Annotated in this window: 14 protein-coding genes; 8 read left to right on the top strand and 6 right to left on the bottom strand. The window is 35.5% G+C overall.

The genetic code is table 11. The features are described from left to right. Nucleotides 1–10 precede the first annotated feature (10 nt). Nucleotides 11–1,471 carry a TolC family protein gene (locus BW936_RS03005; protein ID WP_076546832.1) on the top strand — a complete coding sequence of 487 codons (1,461 nt, stop codon included), beginning with the start codon at nt 11–13 and terminating at the stop codon, nt 1,469–1,471. A 92-nt stretch (nt 1,472–1,563) separates the two neighbouring features. Here the strand turns inward: BW936_RS03005 and BW936_RS03000 are convergent, their stop codons facing one another. The 5 genes from BW936_RS03000 to hemH all read right to left on the bottom strand — a co-directional run bounded on the left by BW936_RS03000 (nt 1,564) and on the right by hemH (nt 9,391). Further along, entirely contained in the window at nt 1,564–2,115 is a 552-nt protein-coding gene (locus BW936_RS03000; protein WP_076546831.1) for a CopD family protein, read from the bottom strand. Nucleotides 2,116–2,677: 562 nt separating this feature from the next. After that, nucleotides 2,678–5,842: a VPS10 domain-containing protein gene (locus tag BW936_RS02995; RefSeq protein ID WP_076546830.1), complete on the bottom strand. Its 3,165-nt coding sequence runs from the start codon at nt 5,840–5,842 to the stop codon at nt 2,678–2,680. A gap of 277 nt (nt 5,843–6,119) precedes the next feature. Beyond that, complete coding sequence (locus tag BW936_RS02990; RefSeq protein ID WP_076546829.1) at nt 6,120–7,496, bottom strand: MATE family efflux transporter; 1,377 nt, start codon at nt 7,494–7,496, stop codon at nt 6,120–6,122. Nucleotides 7,497–7,544: 48 nt separating this feature from the next. Beyond that, nucleotides 7,545–8,318 (bottom strand): DUF3050 domain-containing protein, encoded by a 774-nt coding sequence (locus BW936_RS02985; protein WP_076546828.1) that lies wholly within the window; start codon nt 8,316–8,318, stop codon nt 7,545–7,547. A 29-nt stretch (nt 8,319–8,347) separates the two neighbouring features. Further along, nucleotides 8,348–9,391, bottom strand: a complete 1,044-nt coding sequence (gene hemH / locus BW936_RS02980) for a ferrochelatase (protein ID WP_076546827.1) — start codon at nt 9,389–9,391, stop codon at nt 8,348–8,350. Nucleotides 9,392–9,567: 176 nt separating this feature from the next. Between hemH and BW936_RS02975 the strand changes: the two genes are divergently transcribed. The 4 genes from BW936_RS02975 (at nt 9,568) to BW936_RS02960 (ending at nt 14,112) form a co-directional block, all read left to right on the top strand. Further along, a complete protein-coding gene (locus tag BW936_RS02975; RefSeq protein WP_076546826.1) occupies nt 9,568–10,629 on the top strand; it encodes a mechanosensitive ion channel family protein in 1,062 nt (353 codons plus the stop codon). A gap of 84 nt (nt 10,630–10,713) precedes the next feature. Continuing rightward, a complete protein-coding gene (locus BW936_RS02970) occupies nt 10,714–11,949 on the top strand; it encodes a hypothetical protein (protein WP_076546825.1) in 1,236 nt (411 codons plus the stop codon). Nucleotides 11,950–12,454: 505 nt separating this feature from the next. Beyond that, nucleotides 12,455–13,267 (top strand): hypothetical protein, encoded by an 813-nt coding sequence (locus tag BW936_RS02965; protein WP_076546824.1) that lies wholly within the window; start codon nt 12,455–12,457, stop codon nt 13,265–13,267. Then, a complete protein-coding gene (locus tag BW936_RS02960) occupies nt 13,267–14,112 on the top strand; it encodes an N-acetylmuramoyl-L-alanine amidase-like domain-containing protein (protein WP_076546823.1) in 846 nt (281 codons plus the stop codon). Before BW936_RS02965 ends, BW936_RS02960 begins: the two co-directional genes overlap by 1 nt. 4 nt (nt 14,113–14,116) lie before the next feature. Here BW936_RS02960 and BW936_RS02955 read toward each other — a convergent pair whose 3' ends face one another. Then, nucleotides 14,117–15,007: an AraC family transcriptional regulator gene (locus BW936_RS02955; protein WP_076546822.1), complete on the bottom strand. Its 891-nt coding sequence runs from the start codon at nt 15,005–15,007 to the stop codon at nt 14,117–14,119. Between the two features lie 192 nt (nt 15,008–15,199). Between BW936_RS02955 and hemA the strand changes: the two genes are divergently transcribed. From hemA to hemE, 3 genes are all read left to right on the top strand, one after another. Beyond that, on the top strand, nt 15,200–16,456 hold the full coding sequence (hemA, locus tag BW936_RS02950; RefSeq protein WP_076546821.1) for a glutamyl-tRNA reductase: 1,257 nt from the start codon (nt 15,200–15,202) through the stop codon (nt 16,454–16,456). Further along, nucleotides 16,453–18,033 carry a hydroxymethylbilane synthase gene (gene hemC, locus BW936_RS02945; protein WP_076546820.1) on the top strand — a complete coding sequence of 527 codons (1,581 nt, stop codon included), beginning with the start codon at nt 16,453–16,455 and terminating at the stop codon, nt 18,031–18,033. The genes hemA and hemC overlap by 4 nt, the downstream gene beginning before the upstream one ends. A 156-nt stretch (nt 18,034–18,189) precedes the next feature. Beyond that, nucleotides 18,190–19,221, top strand: coding sequence for a uroporphyrinogen decarboxylase (hemE, locus tag BW936_RS02940; RefSeq protein ID WP_076546819.1), 1,032 nt, complete (start codon nt 18,190–18,192; stop codon nt 19,219–19,221). Nucleotides 19,222–19,263: the final 42 nt, after the last annotated feature.

The following is a 19,263-nucleotide window of genomic DNA, read 5'->3' as shown; positions in this document are numbered from 1 at the left end:
AACAAACCAAATGAGAAGAGTGTTATTTTTCCTTTTCCTGATTTTTCATTTTTACAGCTACAGTCAGGCACAAAAAATTAAACTGACTGAAGCCATTAAAATTGCCCAGAAAAAATCACCAGAATATGTTAAAGCCGTAAATACATATAGATCTGGTTATTGGAGGTTTCGAAATTATCAGGCCGATTTTTTACCTCAGCTAAGCTTACAAGCTACAATACCAGAATATTCAAATTCTATACGTAGAATTATCAATGATGAGGGTCAAGACATTTTTGTAAACCAAAATCAATCGGTTATTGATGCACAATTACGGTTAGAGCAAAAGGTACCTTTCACAGGTGGAAATTTTTCAATCAATAGCAAAATAGATCGTGTTGATCGTTTTGGTACGGAAAAAGCAACCAATTATTCTTTGATCCCTTTCTCTATCAATTATTTTCAGAGTTCACTGTTTTACAATCCGTATAAATGGCAACGAGAAATAGAGCCACTAAGATATGAAGAATCTAAGCGTACTATTATTGAAAATATGGAAGATATATCTTTGACCACTTGCAGGTTATACTTTGGTCTGTTAAAAGCTCAGGTAACTTTAGATATCTCAAAGAAAAATTTATCTAATCAAGATACCCTGCTTCAAATTACCAAAGAACGCTTTAAAATAGGTAAGATTGCCGAGAATGAGCTACTACAAATAGAGCTTAGTTATTTAATATCTCAGAACAACGTTACCACAAACACCATTCTACTAAAAAAAACCTCCCAAGATTTAGCTAGATATTTAGAATTGGAGACTGAGTCCATTGAACTTGAAGTGCCAGAAAAATTAGAAAATTTTGCTATTACCTTAGATAAGGCTATGGAAGAAGCCAAGACAAACAGAAAATCGGTTATCGAATTTAGACGAAGAAGGCTGGAAGCTGAAAAGCGGTTGGCCGAAGTAAAAGGCAGCAATCGTTTAGAAATAAATTTACGTGCAAATTTTGGTCTAAATAGACGTTCTGACGATTACGCCACTCTTTTTCAAGATTATGACCAACAGCAGAATATTTCATTGACAGTAGGACTTCCTATTTTTGATTGGGGCGTTACCAAATCTAGACGAAAAATGGCAGAAGCAGATTTAGGCCTGGTAGAAAATGATATTGAACAAGAAAAGCAAGCTTTTCAACAAGAAATATTTTTGCATACACTAAACTGGTCTAGTCAAAGAGACTTTTTGTCAACCTCAGAAAAAGCACAAGAAATTGCTCTTAAGCGATATGACATTACCAAGAAGAGATATGTACTTGGCAAGATTACTATAACCGACTTGAACATTGCCCAGTCTGAAAAAGATAAAGCTGTGGTAAGTTACCTAAATTCATTAGAGAAATTTTGGGTTGACTACTATACCCTTAGAAGATTAACACTTTATGATTTTAAGGACGATAAAAAAATAACAATTGACGATATTGTTTTTGATTAAAGTTTAAAATAACAGGCATTAAATTGTTCTCATATCACTGGTCTTAAAAATAACTATACCAATACATTACAAGGTTTAGGGATACACCCTAATTAAGCTTCAGGATTCTTATTTCGAATTCTCTTATATAGTTTTATGCCCAACATTAGTAATATTCCTAAAACAATAATCCCAGCAACGCCAAAAATCCAATTAAAAGAACTCTTCAAGATCACCAAAAACACAACTGCGAATAAAATTAAGGTAGCCCCCTCGTTCCACATACGCATGTAATTAGAGGTGTAATTAATTTCATTACGTTGAAATTTCTTAAATATTTGATGGTTTTTAAGGTGATATAAAATCAGTAACAATACAAAACCTAATTTTATGTGCATCCATGGTTGTGTTAACCAACCAGGATAAATAACAAGCAGCCATACCGCAAAAAATAGGGCTAATACAGCAGATGGCCATGTAATGATAAACCAAAGTCTTTTGGTCATCAATTTCAATTGTTCTGAGAGAATTTCTTTATCAGGAGATGGTTTTTGACTGGCTTCAATATGATAAATGAATAATCTAGGGATATAAAAAAGCCCTGCAAACCATGTTATCACAAAAATGAGATGTAGGGATTTTATATAATTGTAATATTCTGTCATAGGATAAAAAAATAAATTCAAGTTCAAGAGCAAGACACAAGTTCAAGTTCAAAACTCAAATCAAACTTCTCAATATACCTTTGAACTAAGTTCAAAGTTAGCAAAAGCGGATAGAACTTTTCTTATAATCTTATGGCACCAAGAGAGCCCTATTCAAAAAAACATCAGAAATATTCTACCAACGCCGCCCTGCAGATGTTGTTTTCCAAACTCCACCACCTGTTGTACCCATATAGTAAGTCATAGAATCACCAATAACCCCCATAGCAGTTACGGAACGGCCACCTCTAAACGAACCAATACTTCTAAACTTTAAGAGTTTAAAATAATCATTTGCAGATTAGACAAAAGTTATGGTAGTAATGAATACCAACATAAAAAAAAGTAGTTATTGTTTCATTACCAGTGGCATGTTTATTTGGGTATTCTAAATTGTCTGTTCCAGTGATTTTACTTGAAGAAAAACGTAAAAAACTGTATCGAGAATCCTTTGGAACACAAACGTTTCTCCATACAGTTTTTCATACCTCAAAAATTCACCCGAAAATCACAGTATTGTACTTTATTTATTCTCATCAACGAACAAGTAATTCAAATTCAACTCGTTAAAACTTTTGTTGAATTCTTTAAGTTCAGATGATATTACGCTATCAAATATTTGAAGCTCCTTATTAATTTTAGCTGTCAATTCGTTCTTTACCGCAATATCTTGCTCTGTTGGCGGGAAATCACCAATAGAAACCAAGCTATTTAAATGACCCAATTTATTCGTCAATTTAATAGGAAAATTCAAAGGATCTTGACCACTTCTGTTTTGAGTCTGGTATAATGCCTTTTCTACTTCACCTAGCTTTTCTTTCATCGCTTTGGCTTTCCCTACCAGATTTTTAGTACGATCATCATCTTCATATTGCTCCGTAAATGAATTCAGTTGCTGGGTAACATTTCTAATTTTCTTTATTGATTGATGCGCATTTTCTATGGTAGTATTGATATCGGTAATAAAATTGAATTGTTGCTGCATTTCAGCCACCGAGCTTTCTGCTCTTGGGTCTGGTAAAATGGTGAACGTTTGGCTACTATTTGTTCCGTTCACATTTAAATGCACTTTATAATTGCCAGGTACAGCTTTTGCACCATCAAAATTAGCCCACCAGAAAATCATTCCTTCTAATTTGGTTGCTCCCTTACCGCGTGTATCCCACACGAAAGTATTTCCGCCTTTTTTAACCGCTAACTTCTTCGCTTCGACTCCGCTCAGCGACCCGTCTTTCTTCAAATGATTTTTATACAACGCCAATGTATCACCGGCCATACTCGTATACGTCAATTGAACCGTGTCTTTCTCTGAATAGTTTTTCATTAGAAAATGTGTGATCACACCGTTCTCTAAATTCTGACCCGATGTTTTAGAAGGTTTTTTGGCAGCTCTACCTTTTGTACGGTATGAGTCTTTTGGTTTGAACAAAATAGTATTCGCATTCTTTTTGCTATCATCTAACTGATGCAATACGGTTAGGTCATCAATAATCCAAAGGCTACGACCTTGGGTAGCAACTATTAAATTATCGTCTTTTATGGTTAAATCAGTAATGGGAACAATGGGTAAGTTCATTTGAAAAGGTGACCAACTAGCACCATCGTTAAATGAAACATACATACCCGTTTCTGTACCTGCGTATAGTAAGCCCTTCTTTTTAGGGTCTTCACGCACTACTCTTGTGAAATGTTCAGCAGGAATACCGTTTGTTATTTTTGTCCACGTTTTACCGTAATCCGTTGTTTTATATAGGTATGGTTGAAAATCGCCCAGCTTATATCTTGTAGCGGCAACATAACACGTGCCCTCATCAAAGTTTGATGGCTCAATGCTATTGATCATATTCCACTCTGGCATATTTGATGGCGTAACATTATCCCAAGTTGCTCCAGAATCTTTAGAAATATGAATTAGCCCATCATCACTACCTACCCAAAGAAGGCCTTCTTTCAACGGACTTTCATTAGCCGCAAAAATGGTACAGTAATACTCTACACTGGTATTATCTTGAGTTATTGGCCCACCACTAGAGCCCAATTTAGTTGGATCGTTTCTAGTTAGATCGCCACTTAAAACTTCCCAGCTCTGACCTTCATTTTCCGTTACGTGAACATAATTGGAAAATGTATATAATTTCTTAGGATTATGTCTACTGAACAGAATTGGGAAATTCCATTGAAAGCGATACTTCATTGCCTCTGCACCAGCCCCCATAGGATTGTCCGGCCAAACATTTATACCCCTTACCGTTTTCTTTTTGTGATTTACACGCGTTAGAAATCCGTCATAACTACCACCATAAACGATATCATTATCATTGGGATCAACAGCAATCCAAGCCGATTCACCGCCAGCAGTTTCCTCCCAATTACGCTCATCAATGGTACGCCCATCACTTCTATGATCTATCCGTAAAGTTGAATTATCTTGTTGGGCTACATAAATTCTGTACGGGAAAGAGTTATCCGTGGTTACACGATAAAATTGAGCTGTAGGCTGGTTGTAGTAGGTACTCCAAGTTTCACCACCATCATACGATATCTGTGCGCCACCATCATCACCAATGATCATACGTTGAGAATCTTCTGGAGAAATCCATAAATCATGATGATCACCATGAGGAGCATTAAACGTGTTAAAAGATTTTCCGCCATCGGTAGACTTATGGTAGTTTACATTTAGTACATACACTACATCTTCATCCTCGGTATCTGCATACACCCTTGTATAATACCAAGCACGTTGACGAATTTTACGCTCGCTATTCACCACAGACCAAGTTTTACCACCATCTTCTGAGCGATACAAACCACCTTTGTCTTTATTTTCTACAATTGCCCAAACCTTTTCAGAATTTTTAGGCGAAACGGCTACACCAATAATACCTAATGTATCTGTAGGGAAACCTTCATTTTTAGAAATCTCGGTCCACGTTTCTCCACTATCCATACTCTTCCAAAGCGCAGAACCATCGCCACCACTAATTAAACTGTAAGGCGTACGTTGTGCATGCCAAGTAGAGGCATATAAAATTCTTGGGTTGTTAGGATCAAAAGTCAAATCGACCGCACCGGCTTGTTCATTTACAAAAAGAACTTGCTTCCAGTTATTACCGCCATCTGTACTTTTATAAATTCCACGGTTCTTTGTCGGCTTATAAATATCACCTAAAACCGCTGCATAAACCGTATTATAATCTGTAGGATGCACGCGAAGTCTTGGTACATGCCTGCTTTTTTCCAATCCTGCAGTTACCCAAGTTTTACCACCATCTTCTGTTTTCCAAACACCGTATCCTGAAGAAACGTTACCTCTTAACGTTTTTTCGCCACCGCCAACATAGATAACGTTAGGGTCGCTTTTTGCAACCTCTACGGCACCTATACTTCCGCCAAAATATCCATCAGAAATATTATCCCAAGTTCGTCCGCCATCCAAAGTTTTCCATACTCCGCCACCTGCTGCGCCAAAATAAAATAAATTAGGCTCGCCAGGTACTCCTGTAACTGCAGCGGAACGACCACCACGATATGGCCCTATAGATCGATACTCTAAACTAGAATACAATTCCTCTGGATACCTTGGATCTGGGGTTTGAGATTTTCCTTTTCTTTGAGAAAATAACGATAATGGCAATAGAAAACATGCCAGCATAAGTATGCCAGCATTGGTAAGGTGCTTTTTCATTTTTATAGTTTGATGTTAGTCTCCTTTAAAATTAAACATTTTGTCCTGTAAATGTTGAATTTAAGATTTTATTAGCATTCCCAGAAAAATTTTATCAATTGATTGATAACCAGTATACTATTCTACATCTTTATTCTATCATTGACAGTATAAACACCTATAGTATTAACATCTATTACTGTCTTTGTTAACACTTTCAGAGCTCATTTATAGAGAATAACGATAGCACCTAATTATTAGAGATCATGATAATTAGAATAAAAAGATCAAATAGGTCTTAAGATAAATTTAGCCTGATTTCTTTTCGCAAATAATACCCGGTAACAATGGTTGCTAGAAAATCTGCTATCGGAAAAGAAATCCAAACACCAAGTTCACCTAGAAAATTTGGCAGTATCAATATTAAGGGAATAAAGAAAAAACCTTGTCGGCATAGGGTCAATAATAATGCGGGCACGGCTTTTCCTATTGCCTGAAAATAAGCGGCACCAATAAGTTGTAACGCAATTATGGGCGTAGCGGCAAATACCCACCGCATGGCAGATGGTGTATTTTCTAAAACAAAGGCATTGGTTGCCAATTCCAATTCGCTCATACCTGGTTTATGGCCCAAAAAGAGTCCCGCTATTTCTCCCGGAAAAATCATGAGTCCCGCAAAAACGATCGTCGCCAAAATTGCGGCATATTTTATTGCCGTATAAATAGACTCCTTCACCCTATCATATTTTTGAGCACCGTAGTTAAAGCCAGCAATTGGCAAGAAGCCCTGTGTTACACCAAATACCGGAAAAAGGGCAAACATCAACATTCTACCAATAATGGCATATACGGCCACCATAGCTTCGCCTCCCAAATCAAAAAGAATGTTATTCATCAACAGATAAATGACACTTACCACCGCCTGACGTGATAGCGTCACTACCCCTAACGAGCTAATTTCTTTGACTATAGAAAATTTGATACGTAAATACTTCGAACTAATTTTTAATTCAGAATGATCCGACAGGAAAAAATAAACAATGTACAGAAAGCACATAAAGTAACTGATGGTAGTAGCCCAAGCCGCACCTTCCATGCCGTAATCCAGGACATTAATGAGTAGATAATCCAGGATTAGATTACCCACGGAAGGTATAATCATCGCAATCATGGCAAACTTAGGTTTGCCTTCTGATCGAATAACATTATTACCCATCATATTCAGCGCCAAAAACGGCACGCCGTACAAGACAATCGTGTAATAGATTTTAGCAAGTTCAAAAATAGACCCTTTTCCACCAAATGCAGGTATAAGAGTATCTACAAAAGTCAACCCTACCATGACCATAACCACAGTGATCAGAATGGTAAATGAGATTTGATTTCCAAACGTTCTAAGTGCCTTTTCTTTATGGTTAGCCCCTAACGCACGAGAAATAATACTAGCACCACCAATACCAATAGCCATACCTAAAGCACCGATAAAAAAAGAGATCGGCAATACAACATTAATGGCTGCAATGGCAATAGAACCAATCCAATTACCCACAAAAATGGAATCTACCAAAACATTCAAAGACATTACCAAAATGCCTATACTAGCAGGTAATGCTTGTTTGATAAGCAAACTTGAAATAGTTTCCGTACCCAATTGTTCTGCGGAAACATTAGCCATTAGTGTAAGTTTTAATTTGTCCTTTATCGTCTATAAAATCATAGTATATTAAGCGCTAATTTCTTGCTTTTGCTGAATTGCGCTTGCAATATGGTCCCATAAGTTAATGCGTTGTTGCAAAGCTTTTTCTGAACACTCTAAAACTTCACGCCATTTAATAGCATCATCTCCGCATAATTCTTGAATCATTTTTAAGGAAAGCGGACCGTGTTCATCTCCATCTAACTCTATATGCCTTCTTAAATAGTATTCTAGTTTAGGGTATGCATCTTTACCTGCACTATCCACTATTTTCAAGAACATATCCGGTATTAAATCTTCCCTACCAAAGGTAAATGCAGCCGCAATTTTATGAGGCTCTTGTGTTTGTATCGTTTCAAAAGTGAATGTTAGAAAGGACTTCACTGCTTCGTTCAAATCAGAATTCTCAATAGTTTGTAACACGCTATCCAAAGCCCCAATTTCATGTAAGAACTCCGTTATTTTATTAGTATCTGCACCAACTTCCACCATAGCATCCAAATACATTTCATAATGACTCTTTAATACGCCCAATTCATTAACATCTGTTTCTTCTTCCAAAACAATTTCGTTAATAAACCGAGCGGTATTTGTATTCTTTACCGGCTTCCATGGTAATGAAGTGCATGTTAAGTTAATCTGTAGCGCTTTTAAAAGCGACATAAAATCCCAAACGGCATACACATGGCTCTCCATGAATATTTGAATGTCAGATACTGATTTCAATTCTGCATAAAGTGCATGATTTCTCAACTGCGCTCTTAACGGCTCTAATTTAATTTCTATTTCTTTGATTTTCATAACAGTCGTTTACTAAGAATTGCCTTTAATTATGTGCTTGGAGCTACATCTAATTTATCAGTAGCCTGCCAATCGTTTACCCATTTTGCCATGACATTCACCCAAGCATCATTATCGTTCATACAGGGTATGTGTTTATAATCTTCACCACCGGCTTCCAAGAACTGCTCTTTACCCTCCATTGCAATTTCTTCCAAGGTTTCCAAACAATCACTCACAAATGCAGGCGTGATCACAGCCAACTTTTTCTTGCCTTCTTTAGCTAGTCTTTCAAATTCATAATCGGTATATGGCTTTAACCATGGATCACCGGCTAAGCGTGATTGAAACGAAGAACTTACCTGCTCTTCTTTTAATCCCAAATATGCTTTTACCATTTCAGTAGTATCATAAACCTGGTGCCTATAACATGTATTGTGTGCTACAGAATTTACGTTACAACACGTACCATCTATTTTACAATGATAACTAGTAGGATCACTTTTACGAATATGACGTTCAGGAATACCGTGGTATGAAAACAGGATATGATCGTAATCAAAACCTTCCAAACCGTCCTTTATACTTTCTGAAAGCGCCTTAATAAACTCCGGATGCTTATAAAAAGCAGGTAAAGTCGTTATTTTCATATCAGGAAAGCCTGCTTTTTGCTCTTCTAAAGCTTTTACAACTACCGTCTCATAACTAGACATGGCATAATGCGGATATAACGGAACTAAGATCACATCATCAACTCCCTTATCTTTAAGTTCTTGCATTGCTTTTTTAATAGACATAGTACCATAACGCATGCCTAAAGCCACTGGCATTTTAGTCTGTGTTTTCAATTTATTGGAGAAACGCTCGGATATTACCACTAACGGAGAACCTTCCTCCCACCATATTTTAGCATACGCTTCAGCAGATTTTTTTGGTCTGGTCTGTAAAATAATTCCTCTTACTAGAATAGTTCGTAACCATTTAGGAGCGTCAATTACACGCTCATCCATTAAAAATTCATCTAAATACGGCTTAACATCTTTTGCGGTAGGACTCTCCGGTGAACCCAAATTGACCAATAATACTCCTTTCATAGCGTATGTGTTTGTTATTCGATTGCAAAAATAACACTTGCAAATCGATGATATTTTAATTTTCGTCAATAGTTTTTCTATACCCTTATAAAGCAATCTAATAAGTGGTCAATAAATTTTTAGTGCTATTAAATTTTAGTAAGTTGTAATGCATCAAAACTTATAATATAATTTTCATGAATACATTTTTTGATACCGTACCTAGAAGTGCGCTCTACTTCTTTATAGCATCTACTCTTGGTGTTTTGGTCGCCTATTGGGTGATATCCTATTTTGTTAAAAAGTATGGCAAAGACCCCAAGTATTTATTGCCAAACGGTGCTTTTAAGAAAATTAGCAGACCTATTTTTTTAATTATTTTCTCCATTTGGCTTCGATCTGGGTCGATACGAACTTTACTACAGCTAGAAGAACATGACTACTGGTTTAAAAAGGCAAGTACCATTCTTTTTATTATATCTATCACCTGGTTGTTACTCAACTTGTTGAAAATAATAAAAACTGCCATTGTTAACAATTATGATGTACAAGTAGAAAATAACCTAAAGGCACGTAAAATATACACGCAATTCAATATTCTTGAACGCATTTTTATTTTCACAATTATTATTTTGGCTGTTGGTGCCGTACTCATGAGTTTTGAAAGTATTAGGGAACTAGGAGTAAGTATTTTTGCATCTGCCGGTGTAGCGGGAATCATTATTGGTTTCTCGGCTCAAAAAATGATCGGTACCGTTTTAGCGGGCATTCAGATTGCCATTGCGCAACCTATAAAAATAGACGATGTGGTTATCGTAGAAGGCGAATGGGGAAGAATTGAAGAAATAACCTTAACCTATGTGGTCGTTAAAATTTGGGACAAACGAAGGTTGATTGTACCCACGCCTTACTTTATTGACAAGCCTTTTCAAAATTGGACAAAATCTTCATCTGATATTCTGGGCACTGTTTTCTTGTATACCGATTACAATGTCTCTTTTGATGCTTTACGCGAAGAATTGACCAAAATATTAGAAAGTACTGACCTTTGGGATAAAGAAGTTAATGTACTTCAAGTGACAGAGAGCAAACAAAATTGTGTAGAGATAAGGGCATTAATGAGCGCGAAGGATTCACCAACAGCTTGGGATTTACGTGTTCTTGTACGTGAAAAACTGATTACATTTTTACAACAAAATTATCCTGAGAGTATTGCTAGAAATAGGGTTTTGTTGGAAAAATCTACGGATGAGCAATAACAATTCATCACTTATCGAATATCCGTATAAAGTGATACTATTTACACATTGTTTTTCTATCTTACCTTTTGATGATTTAGAAAAATGAAGAAAACAAGTATAATTTGTCTGTCCTTGCTTATTTTAACTTTAGGGTGCTCAAAGTCTGGCGACATTCCAGATACAAATATAGAGCAACCAAAAGACGAAGAAGTAGAAATAATTGCAGAACCCATAATTGCAACTTACTTAACCATTAAGACGGGATGCCTATTGAATTATGGAAATCAAGGAAATTGGATAATTGTTTATGATGAGAGTGGAAATTTAATTGACTATAAGGCTTTTCAAGAAAATGAAATTATCACATTTGAGTCTGATGAAACTGAAACACATGAAAAATATTCAGTCACATTTCTAACAATAAATGAATTTCTAGGAAGTGTCTGGAATAGGTTAAATACATCAACCGAAGTGTTAATGGGATCTACACTTGATTATAGCTGTATTGAAGAGAATAACGCATCGATTCCTATTATCGGAAATTTCAATGTAACAATAAAAAATGTTCCTGACGATTTAACCGTTACAAGTATTAATGCTTCCAACGGAGAAAATGTAGGCTTTTCTTTTTCTGAATCATCTAGTAATGGTTTAATGACTTATGAGGCAGACTTAAACATCTTAGAAGCAAAAACTGATTATGTCATAACGATTCAAGATGGAAATGAAAATGCCAAATACTATGAATTAGAAAACTATGAAATCGGAGAAAAAATTTCTATAAATTATGAGGATTTCAATTCATATACGGACTATATCGATATTAATTACCCAGAACACACTAGTCTTCGTTTATTATTACATGGTATCAATACTAATGAAGCATACAGCTTAAGTCAAGCTTTTTCAAACGGTAACTCCCAAGGAAGTCTTAGATTGGGAAATTTAAATAGATTCGATACTTATAAAGTACTTTATGAAATTCAACCTAATTCAAAATATGCATATAGATTTAAAAGTACAGGTGAATTTCCTACAGAAATCATTACTCCTATACAACCTTCTATAACTATTGCAGATCCGTCTATTCAAGAATTTAAATTTGAAACATCATTATCAGATTTTCAAAGTAAAACCACCTTATGGAAATCTAACCCTAACAGTGACCACACAACTACTTGGAATATCGACTCAAGTGCAAATTACAATCCAACTATTAGCGAATTACCTGAAGAAATAATTAAAAAAAACCCTCAATTAAGTCTTAATAATTTAGAATATTCACAAACCATGTTTCAATTAAATTTTAACGAAATGATTACAATATTTCATAACTAATTTAAAGATTTTAAACCGCAATTTAAATTTCAGCATAATCTACTTCCAATTTTTTAAAACGAGTAAAAATCAAATTAAACTAGGCATCTTAATTTTATTAATCACCAGTTGTTCTAAAAATCCTACCAATGACATTAATGAAGACATACCAATTATTCCCGATCAAAATAAAGAAACATATTTTACTTTAAATGTTTCTGAATCTTACAACACCAGCACTAGTGATAATTGGATAATTATTCATGAAGCAAACGGTAATCTTTTAGATTTTAAAAGTTATGAAAACGGAGATGTACTTTCCTTTAATTCCAATACAACACTTCATAATAAATTAACGGTTACCGATATTAAAGTAGATTATTCTAGAGGTTTAGAACACTATATTAATACATCCTCCAATATAGAATTAGGTACAGTCTGGGACATTGGCAATTTTGATACAATTCAAACGCCAATCGAATTAAACGAATGGAGATTAGAAGTTACTATTCCCAATGACGCCAAAATGTATAACATTTCAAACAAGTTTGGCAAAATTCAAGATGGTTGGCTCGGCACCGTTTCAAATAATGATGAAACTATAACCATAAGTTACGACCTTCATTCTTATACAGATTCCGACAGTATCCTTATATCTTATATAGACGGATTTAATAATATGAAACATTTATTTATTAAAAATCCAAATAGTGAAGATATGTCAGTTAATCATAATGATTTTATTCCCTATGAAAATTATCAAGAGATAACGTTTCCAGATTATTCATTCATGAGCTTCAACCTATACGGTTTTGAACCAAATGATGAATCAAAATACAAATCATTTCTAATTAGCTCGCACGATCATTATATAAGCTCCAATCAACCTACAACAGCCAAATTAGGTTTTTCAAATGAATTCGAGAGATACTATTTTTATATCTGGATTAACTTGAGAAATAAATATACATATTCCACGACTGAAATTGGTAATTCAATAAAACCTATTAGCATCCCACCTAAACCTAATTTAGATATTATCACTAAAACCATGACAGATTTTCAATTTAAAGTTGATACTGAATTTACTTCATCTGCTTCCGTATGGCGCTATTTCAAGGAAAGTGAATCAAACCCTCCACAATCAGAATATTTAACTGAATGGAAGATTTCTGTGCCTAAAAATGAAACTTTTAATTTAGTAGAGTTACCTTTAGAAATAACTGAAAATTATCCCAATATAAATCTAGATAAATTAGAGTACTTAAGAACTGAATTATTTAATATTGAAAATAAAGACGGTTACTCATCTAGTGAGATAAAAATTGTTTACGAATAATGGACTATAAATCTTATTTACTAATTTTAGTTGTATTCTTCAGCACAAAGGCTCATGCCCAGCAAATCACCTGCTCTCCAAAAGACAAAGCAGCCGTTGAGAGCAAACTAATTGAAATCGATGAAATGTATAATGGTGATTTCAGGGGAACTATGGTGAGCGTTGGTAAGACGTTTATGAAGACTCCTTATGTAGCTAAAACACTAGAAATTGGCGATACAGAAACTTTAGTAGTAAATCTACAAGGGTTGGACTGCACCACATTTGTTGAGAACGTACTTGCTTTTTCGCTCCTGCTCCGTCAGCAAGAAATGTCTTTTGATGCTTATTTAAAAAATCTTGAAATTATACGCTATAAAGATGGTGCTTTAGAGGGTTACGCATCGCGCTTACACTACTTTTCTGAGTGGATTGCCAACAATGCAGAAAAAGGGCTTCTTAAAGATATTACCGCTGAAATTGGTGGTGCCGAAATCACGAAAGACATTGATTTCATGAGCACGCATCGTGATTTGTATCCTTTTCTTGCTGATGATTCCAATTTCTCAAAAATTAAAGCGTCCGAAAATTATTTAAACAATCAGGCGATTTGTGTACTTGCACAAGATGAAATTGCCAAGAATGAGCATCTTATTAAATCTGGAGATATCATAGCACTTGCAACTTCTATTAACGGTTTAGATGTTACCCACACAGGTATTGCAACGCGAGAAAAAGATGGCAGAATTCACTTACTACATGCATCTACCGGATCAATGCAGGTTGAAGTTTCCAAAAAACCGCTAGCAGAATATTTAAAAGGCATAAAGAGCAATATAGGTATTATGGTGGCAAGACCCCTCTAAAATCCTAACTTCCTGATAAAGCCAATAAATATTTCTTTGGGGTGGTATTGTACTTTTTCTTAAATGCCGCAATGAAATGACTAGAAGTACTATATCCTACTTTAAGCCCAATTTCATTGACATTATACTGACCGGTTTCTAAAAGTCGTTTCGCATAATCCATCTTATGATCAAATAAAAAACTGTACACAGAATCACCATAAATCTGTTTAAAACCTTCCTTTAAGCGTTTTAAACTTAACCCTATTTCACTTGAAAGTTCTGCTAAAGTTGGTGGCTCTGCCATATTTGCCAAAATAATTTCCTTGGCTTTTTTAATCTTTTTTACATTTTCTTCATCCGCTAAATATGGGCACTGTTCAATATCGGCATTGGGGCTCTTATTAAAATACAAGGCTATCAATTCATAAATCTTACCCTTTACATACAATGATTTTATAGAAGGATGCAAGTTATAATTCACGATCTGACTCAAAATTACCGCTATTGAGGGGGAAAATGGCTCTTGAGAATAATACTTTTTCTCCTTATTGTCCGAACCTAAAAACGGAATGTAATCTGCCTCTGCCGTAAATAAAGAATGAAATTTACGCAGGGTCATTACCACAGAAACCAAAGACGATTTTGGATTAAGATTTAAATTCAACGGCAAGTCTAATTGCGTGTTATACAGCAACAAAGAGTTCTCTTCCTTAACATCTAAACTATAATTTCCTTGATTAAAGTTATAGGTACCACTACCCTTTAAGCAAAAGTGAAATTGTATAAATCGTTTATTAATATCACGAGAATATTGCACCATAGTATCCTCTTCGTTCTGAAATTTAAGTACGTAAAATCCGTCTTCGATCAAAACTTCATCGTATGACCCTTGAGCGTTACTTTTTATATCCATTTTCTTCAATCGATTTTATATTTATTTAGAAAGCATCTAAATAAAGTTATACTTAGTCACTGAAACCACCATAAAATTATGGCTAATTAACTGATAAATATCATATTTTGGCTAAAAATTCGGCAGGCGACATTAATTGTACCTCTAGCGTTGTTTTTATTGAAAGGATGCCCATATTTTTGTATCCGCTTTATGAAGGACTATCACATTTCTAAACACAACTCCTTTTATACCATTGGTCTTAATTACAAAAAGGCCGATGCTGAAGCTCGTGGTAAATTTAGTTTGGACGAAGTGGCCGTAAGATCACTTTTAGAAGAAGCTAAAAGCCAGGGCATAGATGGGTTATTGGCAACATCTACTTGCAACCGCACGGAGTTACACGGATTTGCACAACACCCTTTTCAACTCATTAAATTATTATGTGACCACTCTAACGGAACCGTAGAAGCGTTTCAAGAAGTGGCCTACGTATATAAAAACAAAGAAGCTATAAATCACTTGTTTCGGGTAGGAACAGGATTGGACAGCCAAATATTGGGTGATTTTGAAATCATAAGTCAACTAAAGCAAAGTTTTAAACGATCAAAGGAATTGGGTATCGCCAATCCGTTTATAGAAAGACTTTGCAATAGTATTATACAAGCCAGCAAGCGCATTAAAAACGAAACTGAAATTTCATCTGGCGCAACTTCTGTAGCATTCGCATCTGTACAATACATTATGCGTAATGTTGAAAATGTTACTAACAAGAATATTCTTTTATTTGGAACGGGAAAAATTGGCCGCAATACCTGCGAAAACTTAATTAAACACACTAAGAATCCGCACATTACCCTAATCAACAGAACTAAAGGCAAAGCCGAGCAAATTGCTGGAAAGTTTAATCTTGAGGTAAAAGATTATGGCGATTTACAATCTGAAATAAGAACTTCAGATATTTTAGTAGTTGCCACAGGTGCACAAAAACCTACCATTACCAAAGAATTAATCTATACGAACAAACCATTGTTGATTTTAGACCTATCTGTTCCTAAGAATGTAGATGATGCTATTTCAGAAATGGACAATGTTACTGTAATTCATTTAGATCATTTATCTCAAATGACAGATGAAACATTAGAACGTAGAAAGCAATTTATACCGGAGGCAGAAGCAATTAACGAAGAAGTTAAAAATGATTTCAACCAATGGCTAGAAACCAGAAAGTTTGCTCCTGTAATTAAGGCTCTTAAGAAAAAATTAAAGACCATTAAAGATGAAGAACTTGACTACCAGTCTAAAAAAACGGTCGATTTTAATTCGCACCAAGCAGATGTAGTCACCAATCGCATCATTCAAAAAATAACCAAGCAATTTGCAAATCATTTAAAAGATGACACGGTAGATTCCAATTCAAGTTTAGAATTTATCCAGAAAGTATTTCAATTAGAATTGGACGAAAAATGAGTAAAACAATACGATTAGGCACACGCGATAGCGAACTAGCGCTATGGCAGGCAAATACCGTTAAAAGTCAACTTCAAGCATTAGGATATAAAGTAAAATTGGTACCGGTAAAATCTACAGGAGACTTAATTTTAAACAAACCCTTATACGAACTAGGTATTACCGGAGCGTTCACCAAAACATTAGATGTTGCCATGATTAATGGTGATATTGATATTGCCGTACATTCTATGAAGGATGTACCTACCGCATTACCACAAGGCATTGTTAAAGCTGCAGTTATAAAACGTGGTAATTATATGGATATTTTGGCCTTTAAGGACAATGAAGAATTTTTAGGTTCTCGTGATGGTATAATTGCTACAGGTAGCTTACGTAGACAGGCACAGTGGTTAAATAGATACCCCACACATAAGGTGGTAGACCTAAGAGGAAATATAAATAAACGTTTAGAAAAACTACATAACAATGATTGGAACGGCGCAATTTTTGCCGCTGCCGGTTTAGAGCGTATTGGTTTAGAACCTGATAATACCATTGGACTTACTTGGATGTTACCCGCACCTGCACAAGGTGCCATCATGGTAGTTGCCATGGAAAAGGATGAGGAAATACGCAAAGCTTGCGCCCACCTAAACCATGAAGAAACAGACACTTGTGTTGGTCTAGAAAGAGAATTTCTTAGAGAGTTGGAAGGCGGTTGTAGTGCACCGATCGGCGCATTATGCTATATCAACAAAGAAAATATTGTTACCCTAAAAGGGGTGTTATTAAATGTTGATGGAAGTAAAAAGTTGGAAGCTGAATTAACCGCACCACTTGGTAAACATCAAAATTTAGGCATAGATTGTGCTAAAAGTATCATAGCAAGAGGCGGTAAAAGATTAATGTCAGAGCTAGCGAATGCCGGTTTAGAAGTAAACATATTTTCAACCAAAAAACTGACTCCGCAACAGCAATTGTTATTGAATATTTCCGTAAACGCAGATTCAGATGATTTTATCAAGATTAATCCGAATCGTATTTCGCCTATCGTATTAAAAAAGACACATAAAAATGTTGTTTTTACAAGTAAAAATGCTGTTGAAGCAGTATTAGCAAGCAGAACTGCTGAAGAATTAGATTTCGAAAATATTTACTGTGTAGGCCGCAAAACAAGACGATTAATAAAAAACGCTTTCGGTAAAATCACGCATTATGAGAACAATGCAAAAGATTTGGCCAATCACATTGTTGAGTTTATTGATGGCACAGAAATCACTTATTTTCATGGTAATCTAAGTTTAGATGAATTACCAAGTATTTTAGAAGAGAACAATATTGAAGTAAACGCTATAGAAGCTTACAGAACTAAACTTTCTGGTAAAGCCATACCGGCAACCACAAAAGGCATTATGTTCTTTAGTCCGTCTAACGTAGAGAGTTACCTTAAAGAAAATGCTACAGATAGAGTTGCGTATTGCATTGGTGAAACCACCGCAAAAGCTGCTAGAGAACATTTCAAAATAGTTAAAGTTGCCAAAATACCAACTACAGAAAGTGTTATTGAGATGGTGAATGACGATTATCCGGATTAATCATTAGTCTTTGGCTGTTGACTGTTGGCTGTTGACTAAAAAATTTAAAATTAACGTCTTTGCGAGCATAGCGAAGTAATCTGTTTCTTAGGAACACCAAACAAACAGATTGCTTCGGAGCGAAAAGGCTCCTCGCAATGTCGAACAATAAAAAATATGGGTTTAAAAAACGACTTATTTCTAAAGGCCTTAAAAGGCGAAACGGTAGAAAGACCACCAGTGTGGATGATGCGTCAGGCAGGTAGATATCTACCTGAGTTTATGGCCATCAAAGAAAAGTATGACTTCTTCACCAGATGTCAGACTCCAGAATTGGCATCAGAGATTACGGTTCAACCTATTCGTAGATACGGAATGGATGCCGCCATATTGTTCAGTGACATATTGGTGATCCCACAGGCAATGAACATTCATGTGGAAATGAAACCAAATTTTGGTCCGTATTTACCGAATCCTATTCGTAATCAGAAAGATTTAGATAGCGTAATTGTACCAGATGTTCATGACACCTTAGGCTACGTTATGGAAGCCATAAAAGCCACCAAGGAAAAATTAAACGATGAAGTTCCGTTGATCGGTTTTGCCGGTTCCCCATGGACCATTTTATGCTACTGTGTACAAGGTCAAGGCAGCAAAACGTTTGATAAGGCAAAAGAATTGTGTTTTACACAACCTGTTGTTGCCCATGAGCTGCTTCAAAAAATCACCGATACTACAATAGCCTATTTAAAAGCAAAAGTAGCCGCAGGTGTAAATGCGGTGCAAGTATTTGATTCTTGGGGCGGCATGTTATCCCCAACCGATTATCAAGAATTTTCATGGCAATACATTCAGCAAATCATCGACGCTTTAAAAGATGAAGCTCCGGTTATTGTATTTGGAAAAGGATGTTGGTTCGCTTTAGGCGATATGGCAAAATCTGGCGCATCTGCCTTGGGTGTAGACTGGACCTGTTCTGCAAGAAACGCCCGTTATTTAAGTGGTAGAAAAATCACCCTTCAAGGTAACTTTGACCCATCACGTTTACTTTCTCCGCCATCGGAAATCAAGAAAATGGTTCACCAAATGATCAATGAATTTGGTAAGGACAGTTACGTAGTTAATTTAGGACATGGTATTTTACCAAATGTTCCCGTTGAAAATGCCAAAGCGTTTATTGACGCCGTTAAAGAATACAAGCAAAACTAAATATAACAGGTTCAAAAAGAATTAAAGCAGCAGATATAATAA

The sequence above is a fragment of the Maribacter ulvicola genome, from assembly GCF_900155985.1.
Lineage (GTDB): Bacteria > Bacteroidota > Bacteroidia > Flavobacteriales > Flavobacteriaceae > Maribacter > Maribacter ulvicola.
This window is presented reverse-complemented; position numbering and strand designations above follow the sequence as displayed.